Here is a 22,949-nt window from a genome sequence, read left to right as displayed (position 1 = left end):
ATGAGTGACCGTATTCTGCTCGGGGGTGCCCCGGAAGGCTTTGACGCCAAACTGCTCTTGCGAGAGCTGGAGAAGGGCCACCCGGTTCTGCATGTCGCGCGCGATGACAAGCGGGCCGAGGCGATGCGGGCGGCTTTGGCGGTTTACGCCCCCGAGGTGGTGGTGCTGGATTTCCCGGCATGGGACTGCTTGCCCTATGATCGGGTGTCTCCCAACCCCGAGATTTCCAGCCGGCGGATGGCGACTTTGGCGACGTTGGCCGATGGGCTGAAGGGCGCTTATGTGGTGCTGACCACGCTGAATGCTGCGACCCAGCGGATACCGGCGCGGGATTTGGTGCAGGCCTCGTCGTTCCGCGCCTCGGTCGGGGACCGGGTGGATGAGGCGCGGCTGAAGGGGTTCTTGGCGCGGATGGGGTTTTCGCCGGTCTCGACGGTGGCGGAACCCGGCGATTATGCGATCCGCGGCGGGATTGTGGACATCTATCCGCCGGGCCCGGATGGTCCGGTGCGTTTGGACTTTTTCGGCGATGTCTTGGATGGCGCGCGGCGGTTTGACCCTGCGACGCAGCGGACGACCGAGAAGCTGACTTATGTCGAATTTGCCCCGGTCTCCGAGGTGATGCTGGATGAGGGCTCGATCACCCGGTTTCGCCAGAACTACCGGGTGGAGTTCGGCGCGGCGGGCACGGATGATCCGTTGTATGAAGCGGTCTCGGCGGGGCGCAAGCATCAGGGGATGGAGCATTGGCTGCCGTTCTTCCATGACCGGCTAGAGACCCTGTTCGACTATCTCCCCGAGGCCTCGGTGATGCTGGATGACCAGATCACCCCGGCGCGGCTGTCGCGCTGGGAGACGGTGGACGACGCCTATGACGCCCGCGCCGATGCTTTGGCGGCCAAGGGGCGTTTGGACACGGTCTATAAACCGGTGGCGGCGGGGCTCTTGTATCTGGATGACGGCGCTTGGGAAGCGGCGGTGGCGCGGCATCGGGTGGTGCAATTCTCGCCCTTGGCGCAGCCGCCGGGACCGGGGGTTTTGGATGCGGGCGGGCGCATGGGGCGCAGCTTTGCGCCCGAGCGTCAGCAGGAAAGCGTTAGCCTTTTCAGCGCCTTGGCGGATCATATTCGCGTGATGCGCAAAGAGGCTCAGGTGGTGATTGCCAGTTGGTCCGAAGGCGCGCGCGAACGGCTGAAGGGGCTTTTGACCGACCAAGGTCTGGCGAGTGAAGAACTGGCTGATCTACGGGATCTGAAGCCCGGCAAGGGTGGCTTGCATCTGGTGGTCTGGGCGCTGGAGGCGGGGTTCACCGCGCCGGGGCTGGTGGTGATCTCAGAGCAGGATGTTTTGGGCGATCGGCTGGTCGCCAAGCCCCGGCGCAAGCGCAAGGTGGAGAACTTCCTTAAGGAGGTTGATACGCTGAGCGTGGGCGATCTCGTCGTGCATGTCGAACATGGCGTGGGCCGCTATCTGGGGCTGGAGACCATCACTGCCTTGGGCGCTCCGCATGCCTGCGTCATGCTGGAATATGCAGATAATGCAAAGCTTTACCTGCCGGTAGAGAATATCGAGCTGCTCAGCCGCTATGGCCATGAAGAGGGGCTTCTGGACCGTCTGGGCGGCGGGGCTTGGCAGGCGAAGAAGGCCAAGCTGAAAGAGCGGATCCGCGAGATTGCGGACCGTCTGATGCGGATCGCGGCCGAGCGCGCCTTGCGCCATGCGCCGATCTTGGAGGCGCCGCATTCGCTTTGGGAGGCTTTTGCGGCAAGGTTCCCCTATCAGGAGACCGATGATCAGCTCTCAGCCATTGCCGATGTGATCACGGATCTGGAAAAGGGCAGCCCGATGGACCGGCTGGTCGTGGGCGATGTGGGCTTTGGCAAAACCGAGGTCGCAATGCGCGCGGCTTTTGTCGCGGCTTTGGCCGGGATGCAGGTTGCGGTGATCTGCCCGACGACCCTGCTGGCGCGCCAGCATTACCGCAGCTTTGCCGAGCGGTTCCGTGGTTTTCCCATTATTGTCAAACCCTTGTCTCGCTTTGTTACAGCGTCTGAGGCCAGCCGCACGCGGACCGAAATGGCCGAGGGTAAGGTTGATATCGTCGTGGGCACCCATGCGCTTTTGGCCAAGGGGATCACGTTTAAGAACCTTGGGTTGTTGATCATCGATGAAGAGCAGCATTTTGGCGTGAGCCATAAAGAGCGGCTGAAGGCGATGAAATCCGAGGTGCATGTGCTGACGCTGACGGCAACGCCGATCCCGCGCACCTTGCAACTGTCGCTTACGGGCGTGCGCGATCTGTCGATCATCGCAACGCCGCCTGTCGACCGTTTGGCGATCCGCACTTACGTTTCGGAGTTCGACACGATCACCATCCGCGAGGCGCTGCTGCGCGAGCGGTTCCGGGGCGGGCAGAGCTTCTATGTGGTGCCGCGGATTTCGGACCTGCCGGATGTGGAAGAGTTCCTGAAAACCCATGTGCCCGAGGTCTCTTATATGATCGCGCATGGCCAGTTGGCGGCGGGCGATCTCGATGATCGGATGAACCAGTTCTATGATGGTAAATTCGATGTGCTTTTGGCGACGACGATTGTGGAAAGCGGCTTGGACATCCCGACCGCGAATACGATGATCGTGCACCGGGCGGATATGTTCGGCCTAAGCCAGCTTTACCAGATCCGCGGTCGCGTGGGCCGCTCGAAGACGCGGGCCTATTGCTATCTGACGACAAAGCCGCGCAGCCCGCTGACGCCTCAGGCGCAGAAGCGGTTGAAATTGTTGGCCAGTTTTGACTCTCTGGGGGCAGGCTTCAACCTTGCCAGCCATGACCTTGATCTGCGCGGGGCGGGCAATTTGCTCGGTGAGGAGCAGTCTGGGCATATCAAGGAAGTCGGCTACGAGCTTTACCAGCAGATGCTGGAAGAGACGATTGCCAAGATCAAATCGGGCGAGTTGCAGGGGCTTTCCACCATCTCGGACGATTGGAGCCCGCAGCTTAATCTGGGCGTGCCGGTGATGATCCCCGAGGATTACATCCCCGATCTGGATATCCGGCTCGGGCTTTATCGGCGGCTTTCGGGCTTGCAGAGCAAGGTTGAGCTGGAGGGCTTTGCCGCTGAGTTGATTGACCGCTTTGGCCCGGTGCCGAAAGAGGTCAACACGCTGATGCTGATCGTGCGGATCAAGGCGATGGCGAAGCGGGCTGGGATTTCTCGGATGGATCTGGGGCCGAAGGGCGCGACGATCCAGTTCCACAACGACAAATTCGCCAATCCGGCAGGTCTGGTCGAGTTCCTGAAAGCGCAAGGCGGGGCGGCCAAGGTGCAGGGCACCAAGATCTCGATCGCGGGCGAGATGAAGCTGGAATCTGAACGGATCAAGGGCGCTTTTGCGATTGCCCGCGATCTGGCCGAGCAATTGCAGGGCGCAAAAAAGCCCGGTGCCGCGCCGCGTGGGACGAGCTTGCCGCCACCGCCGCCGCCCCCCCCTCCGGCACCGAAGCCGCCGAGGGTGCCGCAATCGGGGCGGCAGGTGCCGAAGTTCCGCAGATAAGAAAAGGGGCCCCGGAGGGCCCCTTTTTTAGTGCAACGCCTTAGGCTGGTTCAGCTTTTCGTGGGCTTGCCCAGAAGCCGCATCATAAGTGTCGAAGGGATCAGGCAGACGAGGGCGCCGACCACCAAGGGCTGGTGGGTGCCGTCAAAGGCCTGTGCGATGGGGGTGGAGATCACCACCGCGAGCACGGTCGAGACAGCGGCCATCAAGGAAGCCGCAAAGCCTGCGATATGGCCCACAGGCTCCATCGCCAGAGCGTTGAGGTTGCCCATGGTCAGGCCCATCATCACGAAAAGCGTGACCTGCCAGAGGAAGAAGCTGATGAATGCGGCGGTGCCGGTGAGCATTTCCAGCTCATAAAGCCCGAAATGCAGCAGCGTCAGGGCGACGCCGCCGATATAGGCCCACCGTGCCACGCTGCGCATGCCCATCCGCATCACCAATTTGGCGTTGAGGAAGGAGGCCACCGCCGAAAGCACCGCGGCCAGAGCGAACCACATCGGGAATTCTGCCTCGCGGCCGAATTCTTGCGCATAGATGCCTTGGACCGAGGAGATCATCGCCACCAAAACGGCGGTGGTCAGGGCTTGGATCATCACCGAGACCACGACCACGCGATGCGAGAACAGCTCTTTCAGCGAGGCGATCTGGCCTGCGACGGTCAGCTTGGTGCGGGCGGCGGGCGGCAGGGTTTCGCCCTGACGCAAGCCAAGCCAGAGAAGCGAGACCACCGAGAAGAGGATGAAGGCAACGAAGATGGCCTTCCAACCGGCAAGGAAGATGATCTGCTGGCCAAGGAGCGGGGCAACCGCGGGGGCGAGCATGAAGATCATCATGGCAAAGGACATGATCCGTGCCATCTCGCGGCCTTTGTAAAGGTCACGCACCAAAGCCAGCGAGACCACGCGCGGAGCGGAGCCGCCGATGCCTTGGACCACACGGGCCAAAAGCAGCATGTCCAAAGATTGGGCATAGATGCAGGCGAGCGAGGCGATGCAATAAAGCACGCCGCCCCAGATCATCACCGGCTTGCGGCCAAAGGCGTCGGACAGAGGGCCAGAGACGAAGGTGCCGATGCCCATGCCAAGGAAGAAGGCGCCGACGACCAGCTTGGCGCGGTTGGGGTCTTCGGGCGAGAGCGCTGCGGCAATCGCAGGCTCGGCGGGCAGCATGGCATCGATCGAAAAGGCGATCGTGGCAAAGAGCATTGCGATGAGCGCAATGAACTCGCCTTGCGACAAGCGCTTGGCGGTACTCGGTATATGCTCGGTCATTGGTCTTTCCTGAGGTCGTCGATCACTTGGGCCCAAAGTTCGGGGGGCTGGGCGCCGGTGACGACATAATGTTGGCCGATCAGCCAGGTCGGCACGGAGGACACGCCCTTCGCGCGGGCATCGGCATCCCGGGCTGCGATATCGTCGGAATCGGCGTCACTGTCCAGAAGTCGTGCGGTGGCGGCGCGGTCCATACCGGCGGCTCCGGCGATATCGGCAAGGACGCCCGTGTTGCCAATGTCACGGCCTTCGGCCCAATAGGCGCGGTAAAGCGCCGAGACGACAGCGGCTTGGCGGCCCTCAACCCCGGCCCAATGGATCAGCCGATGGGCGTTGAGCGTGTTGGGGATGCGTTTTGGCACATCGGGGTTCAGTGGCAGGCCAGCGGCACGGGCCACTTCGCGCAGCCGGTCATGCACGGCATCGACCTTGGCGGCACCACCGAATTTCTCTTCGAGCCAAGCGCGTTTGGCGACACCTTCGGGCGGCATATCGGGGTTCAGCTGGAACGGATGCCACTGGATGATGAAAGGGTGATCGGCGGCGGCTTCCAAAGCGCGCTCAAGATTGGCTTTGCCGACATAGCACCAAGGGCAGATCGGATCGGCGAAGATATCAAGCCGGATGGGGGTCATCGTTGCGGGTCTTTCGGATAAAGCGCCGCCAAGGCGCGGCGGTTGATCTTGGCCGAGGCGGTACGAGGAAGGGCGTCAAGCTGCACCCAAGCGCGGGGCTGCTTGTAACGCGCCAAGCGTTCGGCCGCAAAGGCAGCGGCTTCATATTCCGGCAAGGTATCGCCTGCGTAAAAGCACGCAATGAAACTTGCGCCATCGGCGGCTGCGATCTCGGTCACGGCAAGTTCGGTGACGCCGGGAAGGTCGGACAGCGCCAGTTCCACCTCACGCGGGGAGACGCGGATGCCACCGGGGTTCATCATCTCATCGGCGCGCCCGGCGTAATGGATCGCCCCGTCCCAGCCTTGGTGAACAAGGTCACCGGTGACGAACCAATCGCCCTCGGGCGGCGGTTGATCGAGGTAGGACAGCATCAGCCCTTGGTCTTTGGTCGAGATGGCAAGCTGGCCCATCTCACCCGGCGGCAGGGCTTGGCCTTCGGGGGACAGCACCGCGATGCGGCGGCCCTGCTGCGGGAAGCCGGTGGCATTGGGCGGGGCAGGCCGGTCGGGGCTGGCCGAGATGAAGGTCGAGATCTCGGACATGCCGTAGGCCTCGTGGATCTCGGTCCCGGTGGTGTCACGCCAGGCTTGGCGAACCGCAGGCGGCAGGGCTTCACCGGCCGAGAGCGCATGGCGCAGGCGCGGCATCGGGGGCAGAGGATTACGCAAGAGGCGGCGGAAATGCGCAGGCGAGCCGGCGAAGATCGTCGCATCATGGCGCTTAATGAGAAGGCCAAGATGCTCTTGCGGCACCTGCGCGCCGGGGATGAGGGCGGTGGCACCCAGCGTCCAAGGGTCCAAAAGCCCGGTGCCCATCGTATAGGTCCAGTTGAAGGCCCCGGCATGCATCATGCGGTCTTGCGGGGTCAGCCCCTCCCAGCCTTGGTGCATCTTTTGCCGCGCGAGGATGGCGCGATGGGCGTGGCGCACGGCCATGGGCCTGCCAGAGGTGCCCGAGGTGAAGACGATATAGGCCTCACGCTCGGCATCACCGAGGTGATAGGGGCAGGGACGGCTGGCCTCCCATGCGGCCAGATCGGCGGGGAGCGCGGTGGAATGGGGCAGGGTTTCGGGCAAAGCGATGCCGGGATCGGTGAGGATCAGCCGGGGCCGGATCAGCGCGGCCATGCGGGTGATCTCGGGCGTGGTGAGGAGGGGCGAGGTCGCCACCGGGACCATGCCAGCGGCGATCGCGCCGAGATAAAGCACCGGATAGGCGGGCGTATTGGCCATGCGGATCAAGATCCGATCACCCGGGGCGGCGCGTTGCGAGAGCCAGGTGCCACATCCGCGCACCGCGCCGATCAGGCGGCCATAGCTCCACCGCTCAGCCCCGGTCAGGCCCAAGATCGCCAGAGCGATCTTTTCGGGCACCGCTTCACCGGCGTTTAACACATAAGCGGCAAGGTTGAATTCACGCATATCCATAGGGTTTGGAATAGGCGCGCGCCGCTTGGGTTGCAAGCGCGGGCGCGGAAGGATAGGCCCTTGCGCTATGCGCACCACAGATCCCAAAAGCCTGATCCGAATTGCCCGAGAAGAGGGCAGCACGCCGCAACCAGAGCAGCTGGACCTTGCCGCCCGCGTGCGCGAGCTGCGCAAATCGCGCGGCTGGACCTTAGAGCAGGCCGCAGCGCAGGCAGGGCTGGCCCGCTCGACGCTGTCAAAGATTGAAAACGGGCAGATGTCGCCCACCTATGAGGCGCTGAAAAAGCTGGCGCAGGGCTTGGCGATCTCGGTGCCGCAGCTCTTCACGCCGCCCTCGCGGCCGCAGGTCAATGGCCGGATGGCGGTGACGAAAATGGGCGAAGGGCAGGCCAATGCCACCGCGACCTATGAGCATGAGCTGATGGCCACGGGCCTGCGCAAGAAGCAGATGTTGCCCTATCGCGCGGTGATCCGGGCGCGATCCTTTGACGATTTCGACGGCTGGGTGCGCCATGACGGCGAGGAATTCTTGTATGTCTTGACCGGCGTTGTCCGGCTTTACACCGAGTTCTATGAGCCGGTGGACCTGAAACGCGGTGACAGCGCCTATTATGACGGCTCGATGGGTCATAATGTCATCAGCCTTTCCGAGGATGATGCGACTTTGCTTTGGGTGACCTCGCTGGTTTGACCAAGGGTCTGACCGCTGGCTTGATCGCGGGTCTTTAAGCCCCAAGCGCTTGATTTGTCGCATTGTCCTTAGGGCGAGCTGCTTTTATCGTCGCGCCATGCGCAGCGGGAGGGGCGGATGCGGCTGGCGATCCTAAGCGACATCCACGGCAATCGTGAGGGGTTTGAGGCGGTCCTGCGCGATGCTGCGGCGCATGGCGCGGAGCGGCTGGTGCTCTTGGGCGATATCGTCGGCTATGGGCCGGACCCGGAATGGTGCGTTGAGCGCGCGATGGACTTACATGCCTCGGGCGCTTTGGTTTTGCGCGGCAACCATGACAACGCGGCCTCGGGCGCGGCGGAGGAGATGTCGAGCACCGCGCGCAAGGCGATGGATTGGACCGAGACCCGGCTGAACGGCGCGCAGAAGGCCTATTTGGGCGGTTTGCCCTATACCGAGCGGCTGGGCGCGTTGCTTTTCAGCCATGCCAGCGCTGATGCGCCAGAGGAATGGCGCTATGTCAGCTCGGACACCAAGGCGATTGGATCGTTTCGCAGCTCGGATGCCAAGGTGATCTTTTGCGGCCATGTGCATGTGCCTTTGCTGGTGCATTGCGACCGGCAAGGGGTGGCGCGGGCGCAAAGTTTTCGCACCGGCTTCGCGATCCCATTGTTGCGCTCGCGGCGTTGGTTGGCGGTGGTCGGCTCGGTCGGGCAGCCGCGCGATGGGGTGGCGCAGGCGGGATGGGCGCTCTTTGACAGCGAGAGCCATGAGCTGACCTTCCGCCGCAGCCCGGCGGATTTTGCCAAAACGGCTGAAAAAATCCGCGCAGCGGGGCTGCCAGAAAGCTTGGCGCAGCGGTTGAGCGAGGGAAGATAGCATGATTCGTCCCTATCAAGGCTTGCAGATCGACGGCTTCACCCTTGGCGCGCAGCTGCATAAGGGCGGTTTTGCAACGATCTGGGAGGTGAGCCGCAGCGACGGTTTGGCCCAAGATCTGCCGATGGTGATGAAGGTGCCGACGATTTTGGACGGCGATGATGGGCCAACCATCGTGGGCTTCGAGGTCGAGCAGATGATCATGCCGCGGCTTTCCGGGCCGCATGTGCCGAAGGTCATCGGCCTCGGTGATTTTGATGTGATGCCCTATATCGTCACCGAAAAGATCCAAGGTGGATCGTTTCTGGAGACGTTTTTGCGCGCGCCGCTGCCGATATCTGAGGCGGTGGAGATCATTGCGAAGATGGTGCAGGCGGTGGCGGATTTGCACCGCCAGAAGGTGATCCATCTGGATCTGAAGCCGGAGAATTTCCTGCAACGCGCCAGTGGCGAGATGGTGCTGGTGGATTATGGCCTGTCGCGGCATGCGCAGCTGCCCGACCTTCTGGCCGAAGAGTTTCGCATCCCGATGGGGACTTATCCCTATATCGCGCCCGAGCAATACCTGCGATGCCGGGATGATCCTCGGTCTGATCTTTTTGCTTTGGGGGTGCTGTTATACGGGCTTTGCACCGGAAAGCAGCCCTTCGGCACGCCTGAAACCTTGCGCGGGGTGCGCAAGCGCCTTTGGCGTGATCCGGTGCCGCCGCGCCTGCATCGGCCCGAGATACCCGAATGGCTGCAAGAGGTTATCCTGCACGCACTAGAGGTGGATCCCCTGCGGCGGTACCAATCGGCGGCGCAGATGGGCTTTGATTTGGCGCATCCGGCGCAGGTGCAGATCACCGCGCGCGGGCGCAAGGTGAAGCGCGACGGCTGGCTGCGGGTGTTTGATCGCTGGCGCGCATTGCGCAAGATGCAAAGCTTCCGTCCGGCAGATTTCATTGGCGCGCAAATCGCCTCGGTGCCGATCATCGTGGTGGCGGTGGATCTGACGCCCGAGGGCGAGAAGCTGGCCAATACTTTGCGCCGTCAGATCAAGCGGATGCTGGTCAATGCGCCCGATGCGCGGATCGCTTGTGTGAATGTGATCAAGACCGCGCGCCTGGGGATCGATCAAATGACCGATGCGGACGGCCAGCATCTGCATGTGCAAAGGCTCTTGCAGCTGCGCGCTTGGGGCGATGAGATTGCTTTGCCGCAAGAGCGGCTGACCTTTTCGGTGCTGGAGGGCAGCAATCCGGCGCAGGCGATCATCGATTTTGCCACGCAGAACATGGCGGATCATATTGTGATGGGCGCGCGCGGCTCATCAACGGCGCGGCGCTATCTGGGGTCTGTCTCGGCGCAGGTGGTGGCCGAGGCGGCCTGCTCGGTCACGGTGGTGCGCTTGCGCGAAGGGCAGGGTGCGCCCCTGCCCAAGCCAGTGGCCTTGGATCAGCCGACCCAGCCTTGAACCGTGCGGGCGCCGCCCGCGACATCTTCGCCAACGCCGGCAACCGTGTTGCAAGCGGACAGCGCGCTGAGGGCGAGGGCGAGAAGGATCATCCGTTTCATAGAGCTTCCTTAATCTGACAGCGTTTCGTTTATGCTTGGGCCCTGATTGGGGGCGCTGCAGCTTTATCGCCGATTACCGGCGATAAAGCACTTCAAAATCACGCCCATAGGCGCTGTGGTTTGGCTTAGTTTTCCTGCCACCAAGTGTCGGGCATGAAGCCAAGCCAATGTCCGTAGAGGGGGATCTGCTTGGAGTAGCGCAGATCTGATTTATGCGCGAGCCGAGCGACATCGGAATACCAGATTGGGATCACATAGCGCCCTGCGGTCAGCACGCGGTCCAAAGCGCGGGTGGCGGCTTCGAACTCTGCCCGGTCCTTGGCCGAGACCATGGCAGCGATCAGCGCTTCCACAGCCTCGGAGTTGATGCCGGGCCAGTTGCGGCTGCCCGGTTGGTCAACGCCTGCGCGGCCCCAGTAAAGGATCTGCTCATTGCCAGGCGAGAGGGTGAGGCCGCGAATATAATGCGTCATATCAAAGTTATAGGCGTTGGTGCGCTCTTTATATTGCGCATCATCGACCATGGTGACGCGGGCGGTGATGCCCAAGGGACGCAAAGCCTCGGTCCAGATCGCGGTGGCGGCGGCGAGGTCGTCTTGGCCGTTCGACAGAAGGATCTCAAAGCTGAAGGCCTCACCGGTGGCGTTGCGCAACACGCCGTCCGTGCCGACGCTCCAGCCCGCCTCTTCCAACAGCGCCGCAGCGGCGCGGATGTTGCGCCGGTTGCCCGCGCTGCCATCCGAGACCGGCAAAGCATAGCCCTCGATCGTGCCAAGCGGCAGATCGGCTGCGAAGGGGGTCAGCAGCTCCAGCTCGCGGCCTTCGGCGGGTTGGCCGGGGGCCATGCCCAAGGCCGAATTGCCAAAGTAGCTGGAGATGCGCGGCAAGATGCCCGCATTCAGGGTTTGGTTGATGAATTCAAAGTTGAAGGACAGGATCAGCGCCTCGCGCACCCGCCAATCGGCGAAGAGCGGTTTGCGGGTGTTGAAGGCCAGACCTTCAATCCCCGAGGGGCGGCGGTGCGGGATTTCGCTTTTCACGATGGCTTTCGACTTCACAGCCGGGAAGTCGTAATTGGTGCCCCAGCGCGAGGCATTGCTTTCGTTATAGGCGGAAAGTTCGCCCGCCTTAAACGCCTCGAATATGGCTTGGGCATTTGTGAAATAATCATAACGGATTTCGTCTAAGTTCCAGAGGCCACGATTAAAATTCAGATCCTTGCCCCACCAATTGGGATCTTTGCGGAAGGAAATGAAGCTGCCCGGCTCCATCCGGTCGACGAGGTAAGGGCCGGAACCGATCGGGGCGTCAAGCGAGGATTGGGTGAAGTCCTTGCCGTCCCATTGCGCCTTTTTCAGGATCGGGCGCAGGCCGATGATCAGCGGCAGTTCGCGGTCTTCGACATTGAAGGTGAAGCGGACCGAACGGGGTCCGGTTTGCTCCATCGAGGCGATCTTGCCCCAAGCGGCGGCGTAGCGGGCGTTGCCTTGGGTGCCCAAGGTCTCGACCGACCACATCACGTCTTCGACAGTGACCGCAGAGCCGTCAGAGAATCGGGCCTCTTCACGCAAGGTAAATTCTACGAAACTGCGGGCCTCATCGGTATCGACCGATTCGGCCAGAAGGCCGTAAAGCGAGAAGGGCTCGTCATAATTGCGGCCCATCAGCGTCTCGATCACCAGAGTGTTGATGCCAGAAGCGGGGCGGCCTTTGGTGATGAACGGGTTGAGGCTGTCGAAGCTGCCAGCCTCTCCCCAGCGGAAGCTGCCGCCTTGCGGCGCATCGGGGTTGACCTGTGGCAGGGACACAAAATCAGGGGGAAGTGCCGGTTCTCCATACATAGCTATGCCATGACGCGGCTCTGCATGGGCGAAACCAAGGCTGAGAGGGCCGCCGAGAATCAGGGCCGCCCCAAGGATCGCAGTGCGCAGGGCGGATGGAGTTGGATATCGCATTTCGGAAACGGTCCCTTCGGGTTCTGGCCTTTGTGGCAAGTTACGCCCGAGGTCATGGGTTTTCAAACTTTTAGCTTGGCCATCCCGATCGAGAAGGATATAAAGGGCCTACTGCTCGATAGGTTTCTTGCCTGTATGAAACCTGCCTCAACGACTTAACGCTGGCCTTGCGCCAGCGTTTTTTTTTTGCCACGCGCCGCGCGGGGGCTGCCAGTCACAAGCGCGGCACCAATGGGGGCGCTCGGCGCCAATCCGCCGGCATGGGCTTTCTTTCGGCGCGCTGACCTATAATCTTGCCGCAACCGCAGCATGGAGGTCGGCATGAGGCTGAACGGAAAACGCGCCATCGTCACCGGGTCGAACTCGGGCATTGGACTTGGGGTGGCCGAAGAGTTGGCCCGCGCCGGGGCCGAGGTGGTGATCAACAGCTTCACCGACCGCGATGAAGATCATGCATTGGCGGCTGAGATGGGCCGCCGCCATGGCGTGACGGTGCGCTATATTGCCGCTGATATGTCGAAAGGGGCGGAATGCCGGGCTTTGATTGAAAAGGCCGGGGGCTGCGATATTTTGGTGAATAACGCGGGCATTCAATTCGTGAGCGCGATTGATACATTTCCGACCGACAAATGGGATGCGATCTTGGCGATCAATCTGAGTTCGGTCTTTCACACCACGGCAGCGGCTTTGCCGGGGATGCGCGCGAAGGGTTGGGGCCGGATCGTCAATATCGCCTCGGCGCATGGATTGACCGCAAGCCCTTATAAAGGCGCCTATGTTGCGGCCAAACATGGTGTGGTCGGGCTGACCAAGACCGTGGGGCTGGAGACGGCAGGCCAAGGCATCACCTGCAATGCGATCTGTCCGGGCTATGTGCTGACACCTTTGGTCGAGGCGCAGATCCCCGAGCAGATGAAGGTGCATGGGATGGACCGCGAGACGGTGATCCGGGAGGTGATGCTGGAGCGCCAGCCGAGCAAGACCTTTGCCACCACCGAGCAGATCGGCGGCACCACGGTTTGGCTGTGCAGCGCTTATGCCGAGCAGGTCACCGGGACGACGATCTCACTTGATGGCGGCTGGACGGCGCTTTGAGCGGGGCTCAGCGCGACAAGGTCAGTTTGGCGCTGCAAGGCGGCGGCGCGCATGGCGCCTTCACTTGGGGCGTGCTGGATCGGCTGCTAGAGGAAGACCGCTTTGAGATCGCCGCGATCTCAGGCACCTCGGCCGGGGCGCTGAATGGCGCGGCGCTGAAGGCGGGTATGGTGCAGGGCGGTGCGGATGAGGCACGGCGGGTCTTGCGGCAGGTTTGGGAGGCGGTGGCGGCGATCGGCGACTTCCGCTCGATGCCATGGGTGCAGCCCTTCGTGCCGGGCTATAGGTTCTGGCAGCAAGCGGCGGAAAGCCTTTTGCCCTTTAACCCCGCCGGTTTGATGACCCAGCTTTGGTCGCCCTATAGCGCCGGGGTGGATACGGCCAACCCTTTGGAGCCGGTCATTAATCTGATCGATTTCGACGCGGTGGCGGCAGCGCAGGGCCCGCGGCTTTACATTGGCGCCACCAATGTGCGCAGCGGCAAGGTGCGGCTCTTTCGCGGCACAGAGGTGACGCCCTTGGCGGTGATGGCCTCGGCCTGCTTGCCCACCGCCTTTCGCGCGGTCGAGATCGAGGGCGAGGCCTATTGGGACGGCGGCTTTTCGGGCAACCCCTCGCTCTGGCCGCTGTTTCATGCCGAACTGCCCGATGACATCGTGGTGGTGCAGGTGAACCCGTTGCGGCGTGAGGTTTTGCCCGAGACGCCGCTGGATATTCAGAACCGGGTCAATGAGATCGGCTTCAATGCGCCTTTGATGGGCGAGCTGCGCGCGATTGCTTTCGTGCACCGCCTGATCGAGCAGGGCCGCATTGAGGAGGGTCAGATGAAGGATGTGCGCATCCATCTGATCGCTGATGATGCTTTGATGAATGAGTTGAGCGGGTCATCGAAGCTGCAGCCGACCGGAGAGCTGATCGAGAAGATGTATCAGGCGGGCAGGGCGCGCGGGGCGGATTTCCTGACCCGCGCCAAGGGCGGCATCGCTGCCACCCCGCCGGTCGATCTGCGCGGGATGCTGACCTAAGCGTCTTAGCGCAGCTCTTTCGGCAAAGGATAGACCAGCCCGCCCGAGACGATGAGCTTGGCCGCATCATCGACACCCATATCCAGCTCGACCAGATCCTTGGTCGGCACGAAGAGAAGCATACCCGAGGTGAAGGGCGTGAGGCCAACGAAGACCGCCGACATCTCGGGGCTCATCAAAGCCAGCTTGTCAGCAAGCTCGCCCTTGGGCCGGGTTGAGACAAAGCCAAGCGCCCATGAGCCAGCGCGGGGAAACTCGACCAGCACCACCTTGTCGAAGCTTTGCTCTTTTTTGTTAAAGAACGTCTCGGCGATTTGCTTGATGCCGCCGTAGATCGAGCGGACCACTGGCATGCGGTCAACCATCATCTCGCCTTGGCGGATGATCGAGCGGCCGATCAGACCCTTGGCCATCCAGCCGACAAGGATGGTGAAGACAAGGAAGACCAAGACGCCAACGCCGCGCACCGGAAATTCATATTCCGGCCCGAACCAATCGCGCATCAAAGCATCGGGGCGATACCATGGTGGGATCAGCGGCAAGATCCAGCCGTCGATCCAGCCGATCACCGCCCAGACGAAATAGATCGTCAGGCCGATCGGCAGAACGACGACAAGGCCGGTCAGAAAGCTGGCGCGCAGGCTGGCCAGAAAGCCGCGCCGGGTCGGAGGCAGTTCAGACATTCGCAATACCCTATTTGCCCCCAATTTAGGGAGCCGCCCCTGCACTGTGCAAGGACGCTCTGGGAAATCAAAGGCTTAATTTCAGCGCTGTTTGGCCAATTCTGCCGCGATCGCCGCGCCAAGCCGGGCGTTGTTCAAGACAAGCTCGATATTGGAATGCAGTGAGCGGCCCTCGGTCAGCTCAAAGATCCGTTGGAGGAGGAAAGGCGTGACAGCTTTGGCGGCGATGCCTTGGGCTTCGGCCTCAGCCAGAGCTTGCTCGACCACCGGCATGATCTCAGCGCGCGGGATCTCGGCGGCGTGCGGGATCGGGTTGGCGACAAGCTGGCCGCCGGGCAGGCCGAAAGCGGCGCGCATGCGGTGGGCGGCGGCGATCTGAGCGGCGCTGTCCATGCGCAAAGGTGCCTTGAGGCCCGAAGAGCGCGACCAGAAGGCCGGGAAGTCATCTTGACCGTAAGCAATGACCGGCACGCCTTGGGTTTCAAGATATTCCAAGGTTTTCGGCAGATCGAGGATGGCTTTTGCCCCAGCGGCCACCACGGTGACGGCGGTCTGGGCCAGCTCGGCCAGATCGGCGGAGATGTCAAAGCTCAGCTCAGCCCCGCGATGCACGCCGCCGATGCCGCCGGTGGCAAAGACCTCGATCCCGGCGAGGCGGGCGCAGATCATCGTTGCGGCGACCGTGGTGGCGCCGGTGCCGCCGGTGGCGACGCAAGCGGCCAGATCGGCGCGGGAAAGCTTGGCCACATTTTGCGCTTGGCCAAGGCTTTGCAGCTCAGCCTCGGACAGACCGATGTGCAGATTGCCCCCCATGACGGCGATGGTGGCAGGCACGGCGCCGGCGGCGCGGATCTCCGCCTCGACCCTTGCGGCGGTCGCCACATTTTGCGGATAGGGCATGCCGTGGGTGATGATGGTGGATTCCAAAGCCACGATCGGCGCGCCATTGGCGCGGGCGGCTTCAACTTCGGCGGAGTAAGTCAGAGCAATCGTCACGATCCGGGATCTCCTGAAACATAAGAAGCGGCGGCTTGCAAAGCGGTGCGCAAGGCGGTGGCGCGGGCGGCGCCGCTGCGTTCGGCCACAAGATGTGCGGCCATGAAGGTGTCACCTGCGCCGGTGACGCGGGTCACCAAAACCTGCGGCGGCACATCGGCGATGACTCCTTGCCCGGCGCGGCCTTCGGCGGCAGAGCGGCCGCCATCGGTGACGAGCACGCGGGCGGCGCCACGGGCAAGCAAAGCCTCGGCGGCTTCGGCAGCCGTAGCGGCGGGCTGTTTGGTGAGGAGATTGGCCTCCTCAAGGTTCACATAAAGCGTGGCACGGGGATGGGCGAGCAGCGGGCGTAGACGCTCGGCCTTGCCGGGGCTGGCGGGCGCGACACGCAGATCGGCAGCGGCAAAGAGCGGTGAGGCGGCGATGTCCGACAGAAGCGCCTCGGTCAGATTGCCATCCAGCGCGATGGGGCCAAGCCAAGGGGCCTCGGCGCTGCCAAGGCGGCCATCTTCCAATGGGCGCAGGATCTTATCCCCCGCAGCCTCAAGCGAATGGGCATCGGCGATGGCGGCAATCAGGCCATTGGCGCCCTCGATGCCCATATAGACATCGGTGGGCAAATCCTCAGAGCGATAGGCATAATCCGTCGCCACCCCCAGCCGCCCGCAAGCCGCCACCAGCTCATCCCCCTCGGCGTCGCGGCCGATCGCGGTCAAGACTGAGGGGCGCAGGCCAAAGCGCGCCAAGGTCATAGCGATGTTCATCGCCACGCCCCCCGGCAGTCGCGTGATGCGTCCGGGCACGTCCGAGCCCACCCGCATCACCGCAGGCGAGCGTCCAATCACGTCCCAAAGGACCGAGCCGATGCAAAGGATATCTGGTGTCATAGGCTTTCATCGCCCAAGCCCGCGCCCGGCGCAAGCCGCAGGGGGCAAGTGAGTATTTAGATCAAGATGAAAGGACGTAAGGGAAGAGCCAGTATCGTATCACTGAGCGACTGGACGAGGTTTTCATCTTGATCCAAATACTCATACGCGATTGGTCGCAAGAGATATGGCATCCATGCTTGCCATTGCCGGGTCTTGGGTCTATATGCGCGACACTTCACAGGCGGATGCGGGCTTGTCGGGGGAGAAATCCTCGTCAGTCCACCGGTTGCGGCGCAAGTCGTAAGAACATCCGCTCAGGTTAAACCGGAAAAGGATATCGCAATGGCGCTCCCCGATTTCTCGATGCGTCAGCTTTTGGAAGCTGGCGTTCACTATGGTCACCAAACCGCCCGTTGGAACCCCCGCATGGGTCAGTACATCTATGGTGACCGCAATGGCATCCATATTCTCGACCTGACCCAGACTGTTCCGCTGCTGGACCAAGCTCTGAAAACCGTCCGTGACACCGTTGCAAAAGGCGGCCGCGTTCTTTTCGTTGGCACCAAGCGTCAGGCGCAGAAGCCGATCGCTGAAGCCGCTGAAAAATGCGCTCAGTACTACATGAACCACCGTTGGCTGGGCGGCACGCTCACCAACTGGAAAACCATCTCGCAATCGATCCAGCGCTTGAAGCAGATCGACGAGACGCTGGCTTCGGGCGCTGAAGGCCTGACCAAGAAAGAGCGTCTGGGCATGGAACGTGACCAAGCTAAGCTGCAAGCTTCGCTGGGCGGTATCCGTGAGATGGGCGGCGTTCCGGACCTGCTGTTCATCATCGACGTTGGTAAGGAAGACCTCGCCATCCTCGAAGCACAAAAGCTGGGCATCCCGGTCGTGGCTGTGGTTGACACCAACTGCAACCCCAAAGGCGTGACCCATGTCATTCCGGGCAACGACGACGCGGCCCGCGCCATCTCGCTCTATTGCGACCTGGTGGCCCGCGCGGCTCTGGACGGCATGTCGGCACAGCTGGGCGCTGCTGGCGTTGACTTGGGCGCTTTGGAAGCTGCTCCGGTTGAAGAAGCCGTGGAAGAAGCTGTCACCGAGGCCTGATCTTTAGGCCTTAAGCTTACTGAGGGTTCTGCCTTTGCCCATAGGGCTGCGGGGCAGGGCCCAAGGATCCCGATCAGGGGTTCTGTGACGGAACCGATGCCCGGCGGGGTTAGCCCGCCGGCGCACGAGATTCAGGAGCATTGAAATGACCACAGTCACCGCAGCAATGGTGAAAGAACTGCGCGAGACCACCGGCGCAGGCATGATGGATGCCAAGAAGGCATTGACCGAAAACGACGGCAACATGGATGCAGCAATCGACTGGCTGCGCACCAAGGGCCTCGCAAAAGCCGCCAAAAAGGCCGACCGCGTTGCGGCCGAGGGCCTGGTTGGCGTCGCCGTTTCGGATGGCCGCGGCGTTGCCGTTGAGATCAACTCGGAAACCGACTTCGTTGCGAAGAACGCTGACTTCCAAGCGCTTGTGCGTGATGTTGCCAATGTCGCTCTGACCGCTGGCGACTCGCTGGAAGTGGTGAAAGCCGCTGCGCTGAACGGCGAGCCGGTTGAGACCGTGATCCAAAACGCGATCGCTCGGATCGGCGAGAACATGACCTTCCGTCGCATGCATGTGCTGACCGGTGAGAATGTGGTCTCTTACGTCCACAACGCTGCCGCTGACGGCATGGGCAAAATCGGCGTGCTCGTTGCGCTGAAAGGCCCGGCTGACAAAGCCCAAGCGATTGGCAAGCAATTCGCGATGCACATCGCTGCAACCAACCCGCTGTCGCTGTCGGAAGCCACGATGGATGCGGCTTTGGTTGAGCGTGAGCTGGCCGTGCAAACCGCTAAAGCTTTGGAAGAAAACGCTTCCTCGGCCAAGCCGAAGCCCGAGAACGTGATCCACCAGAACATCATCCCGGGCCGGATGAAGAAGTACCTGGCGGAGAACACCCTGATGGGTCAGCCCTTCGTCATCAACCCCGACCTGACCGTCGAAGCCGCAGCGAAAGAAGCTGGCGTCGAGATCACCGGCTATGCCCGCGTGATGGTTGGCGAAGGCGTTGAGAAGAAAGAAGAAGACTTCGCAGCCGAAGTCGCGAAAATCGCGCAAGGCTAAGATGGCTTTCAGACCGCGCCAAGTTGTGCGGTCCGATCGATAGACAAGGGCCGGGGCAGGGAACTGCGCCGGCCTTTTCTTATGCGCATTGCTGGGTCTTAGGCGCCCTGATCGACATAAGAAAATAGCGCAAGGCTTTGGGCCTTGCGCTTCACGTAATAGATTAGCCTTAAGCTATAGAAATATGATTATATTACAAAAATTGTCTTTCCCCCGCTTACTTCGGGGATGAGGACCACGGGGGAAAGACAGATTGCAGGCACAGATAGGGTCGTAATTGCGGCCCCAGCACCCACTGTTCCAGGCTAATGCCTTCGCTCACGGAACAAGATCAGACTAGCGCCTTTCCCTTGGGTCAATCCAGTTGGGGATTCCCTACCTTTACCAATGCTTAAAGTAAGTTGTAGCTATCGCGCCGCTTGCGCCTGCGGCACGGTCGGCTCTTGGAAAATCATATTGAGCAAAGCCGCCTTGGCGACGGCCTGTGCGGTGGTCTCAACCGCCAGAGCCTCACGCGCCAAACGCAGGTGTTTTTCCACCATTGCCGGCGAGACGCCCATCAAAAGCGCCACATCCTGCGTCGTCTTGCCATCAGCCACCCATTCCAGCGCCTCGCGCTGCCGAGGCGACAAGGCCCGCGCGCGGCTGAGCCGGGGGAGCTGGATGATCTTGAGATGCGCCATATGGGCTACGGCCATGATTTCATGTCGCTTTTCGCGCCACAGATCTTCGATCTGCTCAACCGTGATCCCAAAATCTGCCGTCAATCCCATCACGCCCTTGGCGCGGGCTGAGGTTTCGGGAAAGCTGAAGGAGAGGCCGGCGATCACCCCGATTGAGGCATTGAAGCGCATCACCTCGGCCTCTTCGGCGCAGAGTTTTCCAGCGGCGAAAGCATCGGTGGCCCATTTCCAAGTGCAGGCGCCCGAATTGCGCTGCGCCCAGCGAAAAAGCGGTGATTTCGCGTAAAATCCGCCGCGATAATAACGCTGCGCATAGGCATCATCGCCGGTGGTCAGAAAAAGCGCATCGTCAGGATCGCCGATCGTTGTCTGATGCTTGAAGCGCGTGAAGCCGTAATTAACATGCGAAAGGCCAATCGAGGCGAAATATTCGCGCGTCAGACGCCAAACCCCATCGATGCTCTGGGCCTCGGCAATCTGCGACAGCAAGGGCAGCACGGACGATCCGTTCATGCCAAGCACTCCTTAACCTATAGTCATCAAAACCGGCCTGGTTGGGCCTTGCTTAACGTAAATCGACAAATCCTGACTCTCATACGAAGGCGACGGCAGGCTGTCGAGAGTTGTGCAAGGTCAAAGCGCTCCATGACGGTGCTTGTCATCTTACATGCGCCTAAGGCGCGGCGCTCACGATCACCCCAAGGTGTAAACGGCCCGCAGCAGTAAAGACCGACATCTGTGGACGGAACTGTCCACACCCACAAGATCTGCGAGCAGCGCAACCGCTTTGCAATGCGCGGCAGGAACGTGCCGTTCAACCCCAAACGGTCGTCGGGCAGCATCAACGCGTGGCAGAGAAGTCACGGGGATCTCTCGTTATACATCGCGGGATTTTGGGGCAGATAGCTGTTACATGGCAGGCTATGCGTTACGCTCACAGCAGACAGCGCGGTGCGTTTTCTCCGGTAAGGCCTTATTCCTTCGCATTAAGTGCAAAAGCTTAACCAAACCCCTATGCGGCACCATGCATTAGTTACATAATACTGATTATGCGATATCCTGATACATGGTAGATTCGCAGCGTCGATCTTGAGAGCACGCGTGTCGGCGTCTCGGGCGGCATGGAGCATCACTTTTCCTCGCATTTCGTAGGCAGCATCGGTTTCGGCTACGGATGCGATAAGAGGCAGTTTGGCACGAATGGCAGCCAGACCAGACCAGCGGCAAAGCTTGGTCGGTGGCCACCTACCGCAGTTTTAAGCCCAGCCCTCAGTTTTATATCAACGGCCTGCACGGCTACGGTTTGATGGGCTGTGACAGACGCCACGACATCGACGCCACCGGCGACTGCGCCATTGGCTGGCGCGACAGCCGCCAGCGGGATCATACGATCCAGATTATGCTAGAAAGCGCATTCTAAGGGGGAAATGGCGCACCCATCAGGATTCGAACCTGAGACCTCTGCCTTCGGAGGGCAGCACTCTATCCAGCTGAGCTATGGGTGCCTGAGCGCGTCTATAGCGGCTTGGGCCGGGCGCTGCAATCGCTAACTGTCGGTTTTGGCAACAAGATTGCAGTCGCCCTACCCTTGCCGCGGCCAAAGGCGCGGCAAGGGTATTGGGTTGAAATCACGAGAAAAGATCGTGGCAGAGCTCCAGCGCTGAGACCAGCGCATCGACCTCGTCCTTGGTGTTGTAAAGCGCGAAGGAGGCCCGGCAGGTCGCGCCGACGCCAAGATGCGTCAAGAGCGGCATGGCGCAATGCGTGCCCGCCCGCACCGCGATTCCCCGTTTATCAAGCACGGTCGAGACATCATGCGCATGGGCCGCACCTTGCAAGGTGAAGGAGAAAATCCCACCTTTGGTCGCCGAATTCCCCTGCACGTTCAGCCAGTTAAGCCCATCAAGCTGCGCGCGTGCATAGTCGCGCAAAGCCCGCTCATGCGCGGCGACCTTGTCCATGCCAAGATCCATCAGATAGCTCAAAGCAACCCCAAGACCGATCTGCGCCACGATGCTGGGCGTACCCGCTTCAAATTTCATCGGAGGATCGGCGTAGCTGACCGCCTCACGCGAGACCTCGCGGATCATATCCCCGCCACCAAGGAAGGGCCGCATCTCGGCCATCCTATCGCGATGGATGAAGATCGCCCCAGAACCGCTTGGACCATATAGCTTATGTCCGGTGATCGCATAGAAATCGCAGCCGATATCTTGCACGTCGACCGGCATATGCACGGCCCCTTGCGAGCCATCGACCAGCACCGGCACGCCCTTTTGCCGCGCCGCTTGGCAGATGGTTTTCACATCCACCACCGTGCCCAAAACGTTGGACATTTGCGTGATGGCGACCAGTTTGGTGCGCGGCCCTATCGCATCGATCACCGCTTGCGGGTCAAGATCGCCATTGGCATCGCATTCGACCCATTTGAGCACCACGCCTTGGCGTTCGCGCAGGAAATGCCACGGCACAATATTGGCGTGATGTTCCATAATGGACAGCACGATCTCATCGCCGGGCTGCAAGTGCGGCGCGGCCCAAGCGTAGGAGACCAGGTTGATCGCCTCGGTCGTGCCGGAAGCAAAGACGATTTCTTCTTCCGAAGCCGCGTTCAAAAAGCGCTGGATGATGCCGCGAACGGCCTCATACTTCTCGGTCGCAAGATTAGAAAGGTAGTGTAAGCCACGGTGAACATTGGCATATTCCATCGAATAGGCCTGCGTTACCGCATCAATCACCGCGCGCGGCTTTTGCGCCGAGGCGCCGTTGTCGAGATAGACCAACGGCTTGCCATTGACCTGCCGCGACAGGATTGGGAAATCGGCGCGGATCTTGTCGAGATCATACATGTGCAAAGCTCTCCGGTCCCAAGATCGCGACAAGCACGAAGCTCAGCACGAAGATCAAAAGCGTGGCGCTGAAGATGATGCCAAAGAACACCTTCACCGGCCGGATGAATCTGTGAACTTCGGTCACGAACATCGTGAAAAGCCACGGAAAAATCACCAAACTTGCCAATGCGGCGATCAGGCTGATTAAGGTGACACCCGTTGCCGCGCCGATCAACTCGGCCAACTGAAGCGCCAGCATAAAGACTTGCAGCCAGATGACGGCGATCAGCGCCTCATCAAAGCTGCCGCGCCCGCCCATCATCCGGCCAATCATCTGTACCAGCGCCGCCGTCACCACCATGCCCACCATCTGGATCATCGCGGTCTGCACCGGCGAGACCAGCAGCAAAGCCAGAACCGGATTGTCAGGTACGGGCATTAAGCTCAGGGAAATATGCGTAAAAATTGCCGAGACTACGGCAACCAGCGACAGCATCAAAAGCTGAGCGCGGCGCGTGAGGCCCATGTCCAAAATCGCGCGCAGCCCCTCGCGAGGGTTTCGCAACGTCTCTTTGGCATAGGCAATAAGATCGGTCAGACCCATGT

Annotated in this window: 20 protein-coding genes and 1 tRNA gene; 9 read left to right on the top strand and 12 right to left on the bottom strand. The window is 61.4% G+C overall.

What is annotated here, in order from left to right; all coding sequences use genetic code 11:
• Positions 1-3,552, top strand: coding sequence for a transcription-repair coupling factor (gene mfd / locus Q9295_RS03515; protein ID WP_306679122.1), 3,552 nt, complete (start codon positions 1-3; stop codon positions 3,550-3,552).
• 50 nt (positions 3,553-3,602) lie between these two features.
• On the opposite strand, the gene Q9295_RS03510 is transcribed toward mfd, so the two are convergent.
• From Q9295_RS03510 to Q9295_RS03500, 3 genes are read right to left on the bottom strand one after another with little or no spacing between them, the layout of a single operon-like run.
• Positions 3,603-4,826: a multidrug effflux MFS transporter gene (locus Q9295_RS03510; protein WP_306679121.1), complete on the bottom strand. Its 1,224-nt coding sequence runs from the start codon at positions 4,824-4,826 to the stop codon at positions 3,603-3,605.
• Positions 4,823-5,461 carry a DsbA family oxidoreductase gene (locus Q9295_RS03505; protein WP_306679120.1) on the bottom strand — a complete coding sequence of 213 codons (639 nt, stop codon included), beginning with the start codon at positions 5,459-5,461 and terminating at the stop codon, positions 4,823-4,825. Before Q9295_RS03505 ends, Q9295_RS03510 begins: the two co-directional genes overlap by 4 nt.
• A complete protein-coding gene (locus Q9295_RS03500; RefSeq protein ID WP_306679119.1) occupies positions 5,458-6,924 on the bottom strand; it encodes a class I adenylate-forming enzyme family protein in 1,467 nt (488 codons plus the stop codon). Before Q9295_RS03500 ends, Q9295_RS03505 begins: the two co-directional genes overlap by 4 nt.
• A 73-nt stretch (positions 6,925-6,997) precedes the next feature.
• Here Q9295_RS03500 and Q9295_RS03495 point away from each other — a divergent pair, with 73 nt between their 5' ends.
• The 3 genes from Q9295_RS03495 (at position 6,998) to Q9295_RS03485 (ending at position 9,935) form a co-directional block, all read left to right on the top strand.
• Positions 6,998-7,621, top strand: coding sequence for a helix-turn-helix domain-containing protein (locus Q9295_RS03495; protein ID WP_306679118.1), 624 nt, complete (start codon positions 6,998-7,000; stop codon positions 7,619-7,621).
• A 117-nt stretch (positions 7,622-7,738) separates the two neighbouring features.
• Positions 7,739-8,479: a metallophosphoesterase family protein gene (locus tag Q9295_RS03490; RefSeq protein ID WP_306679117.1), complete on the top strand. Its 741-nt coding sequence runs from the start codon at positions 7,739-7,741 to the stop codon at positions 8,477-8,479.
• A 1-nt stretch (position 8,480) separates the two neighbouring features.
• Positions 8,481-9,935, top strand: a complete 1,455-nt coding sequence (locus Q9295_RS03485) for a bifunctional serine/threonine-protein kinase/universal stress protein (protein ID WP_306679116.1) — start codon at positions 8,481-8,483, stop codon at positions 9,933-9,935.
• On the opposite strand, the gene Q9295_RS03480 is transcribed toward Q9295_RS03485, so the two are convergent.
• On the bottom strand, positions 9,917-10,036 hold the full coding sequence (locus tag Q9295_RS03480; protein ID WP_306679115.1) for a lipoprotein: 120 nt from the start codon (positions 10,034-10,036) through the stop codon (positions 9,917-9,919). The genes Q9295_RS03485 and Q9295_RS03480 overlap by 19 nt on opposite strands.
• A 125-nt stretch (positions 10,037-10,161) precedes the next feature.
• Positions 10,162-11,991, bottom strand: a complete 1,830-nt coding sequence (locus Q9295_RS03475) for an extracellular solute-binding protein (protein WP_373457418.1) — start codon at positions 11,989-11,991, stop codon at positions 10,162-10,164.
• 321 nt (positions 11,992-12,312) lie between these two features.
• Here Q9295_RS03475 and Q9295_RS03470 point away from each other — a divergent pair, with 321 nt between their 5' ends.
• On the top strand, positions 12,313-13,086 hold the full coding sequence (locus tag Q9295_RS03470; protein WP_306679113.1) for a 3-hydroxybutyrate dehydrogenase: 774 nt from the start codon (positions 12,313-12,315) through the stop codon (positions 13,084-13,086).
• Positions 13,083-14,111, top strand: coding sequence for a patatin-like phospholipase family protein (locus Q9295_RS03465; RefSeq protein WP_306679112.1), 1,029 nt, complete (start codon positions 13,083-13,085; stop codon positions 14,109-14,111). Before Q9295_RS03470 ends, Q9295_RS03465 begins: the two co-directional genes overlap by 4 nt.
• A gap of 5 nt (positions 14,112-14,116) precedes the next feature.
• Here Q9295_RS03465 and Q9295_RS03460 read toward each other — a convergent pair whose 3' ends face one another.
• From Q9295_RS03460 to Q9295_RS03450, 3 genes are all read right to left on the bottom strand, one after another.
• Positions 14,117-14,794: a DUF502 domain-containing protein gene (locus tag Q9295_RS03460; protein WP_306679111.1), complete on the bottom strand. Its 678-nt coding sequence runs from the start codon at positions 14,792-14,794 to the stop codon at positions 14,117-14,119.
• An 81-nt stretch (positions 14,795-14,875) separates the two neighbouring features.
• The gene (locus Q9295_RS03455; protein WP_373457416.1) at positions 14,876-15,790 is read right to left on the bottom strand and encodes a pseudouridine-5'-phosphate glycosidase; all 915 of its coding nucleotides are present in this window, start codon (positions 15,788-15,790) and stop codon (positions 14,876-14,878) included.
• On the bottom strand, positions 15,787-16,677 hold the full coding sequence (locus Q9295_RS03450) for a PfkB family carbohydrate kinase (protein ID WP_306679110.1): 891 nt from the start codon (positions 16,675-16,677) through the stop codon (positions 15,787-15,789). Before Q9295_RS03450 ends, Q9295_RS03455 begins: the two co-directional genes overlap by 4 nt.
• A 324-nt stretch (positions 16,678-17,001) precedes the next feature.
• On the opposite strand from Q9295_RS03450, the gene rpsB reads away from it, so the two are divergent.
• Positions 17,002-17,772, top strand: coding sequence for a 30S ribosomal protein S2 (rpsB, locus tag Q9295_RS03445; protein ID WP_306679109.1), 771 nt, complete (start codon positions 17,002-17,004; stop codon positions 17,770-17,772).
• Positions 17,773-17,917: 145 nt separating this feature from the next.
• The gene (tsf, locus tag Q9295_RS03440) at positions 17,918-18,829 is read left to right on the top strand and encodes a translation elongation factor Ts (RefSeq protein WP_306679108.1); all 912 of its coding nucleotides are present in this window, start codon (positions 17,918-17,920) and stop codon (positions 18,827-18,829) included.
• A 407-nt stretch (positions 18,830-19,236) separates the two neighbouring features.
• On the opposite strand, the gene Q9295_RS03435 is transcribed toward tsf, so the two are convergent.
• A complete protein-coding gene (locus tag Q9295_RS03435; RefSeq protein ID WP_306679107.1) occupies positions 19,237-20,025 on the bottom strand; it encodes a helix-turn-helix transcriptional regulator in 789 nt (262 codons plus the stop codon).
• Positions 20,026-20,749: 724 nt separating this feature from the next.
• On the opposite strand from Q9295_RS03435, the gene Q9295_RS03430 reads away from it, so the two are divergent.
• A complete protein-coding gene (locus tag Q9295_RS03430) occupies positions 20,750-20,932 on the top strand; it encodes a hypothetical protein (protein ID WP_306679106.1) in 183 nt (60 codons plus the stop codon).
• Positions 20,933-20,940: 8 nt separating this feature from the next.
• On the opposite strand, the gene Q9295_RS03425 is transcribed toward Q9295_RS03430, so the two are convergent.
• From Q9295_RS03425 to Q9295_RS03415, 3 genes are all read right to left on the bottom strand, one after another.
• A tRNA-Arg gene (locus Q9295_RS03425) sits at positions 20,941-21,017 on the bottom strand.
• A 123-nt stretch (positions 21,018-21,140) separates the two neighbouring features.
• Entirely contained in the window at positions 21,141-22,361 is a 1,221-nt protein-coding gene (locus Q9295_RS03420) for a cysteine desulfurase (protein ID WP_306679105.1), read from the bottom strand.
• Positions 22,354-22,947, bottom strand: coding sequence for a YIP1 family protein (locus Q9295_RS03415; protein ID WP_306679342.1), 594 nt, complete (start codon positions 22,945-22,947; stop codon positions 22,354-22,356). Before Q9295_RS03415 ends, Q9295_RS03420 begins: the two co-directional genes overlap by 8 nt.
• Between the last annotated feature and the right edge of the window lie 2 nt (positions 22,948-22,949).

This window comes from Pseudogemmobacter lacusdianii, assembly GCF_030848395.1.
GTDB classification, from domain to species: Bacteria; Pseudomonadota; Alphaproteobacteria; order Rhodobacterales; family Rhodobacteraceae; genus Pseudogemmobacter; species Pseudogemmobacter lacusdianii.
The sequence above is the reverse complement of the archived record's forward strand: the minus strand, read 5'-3'. Positions and strand labels throughout refer to the sequence as shown.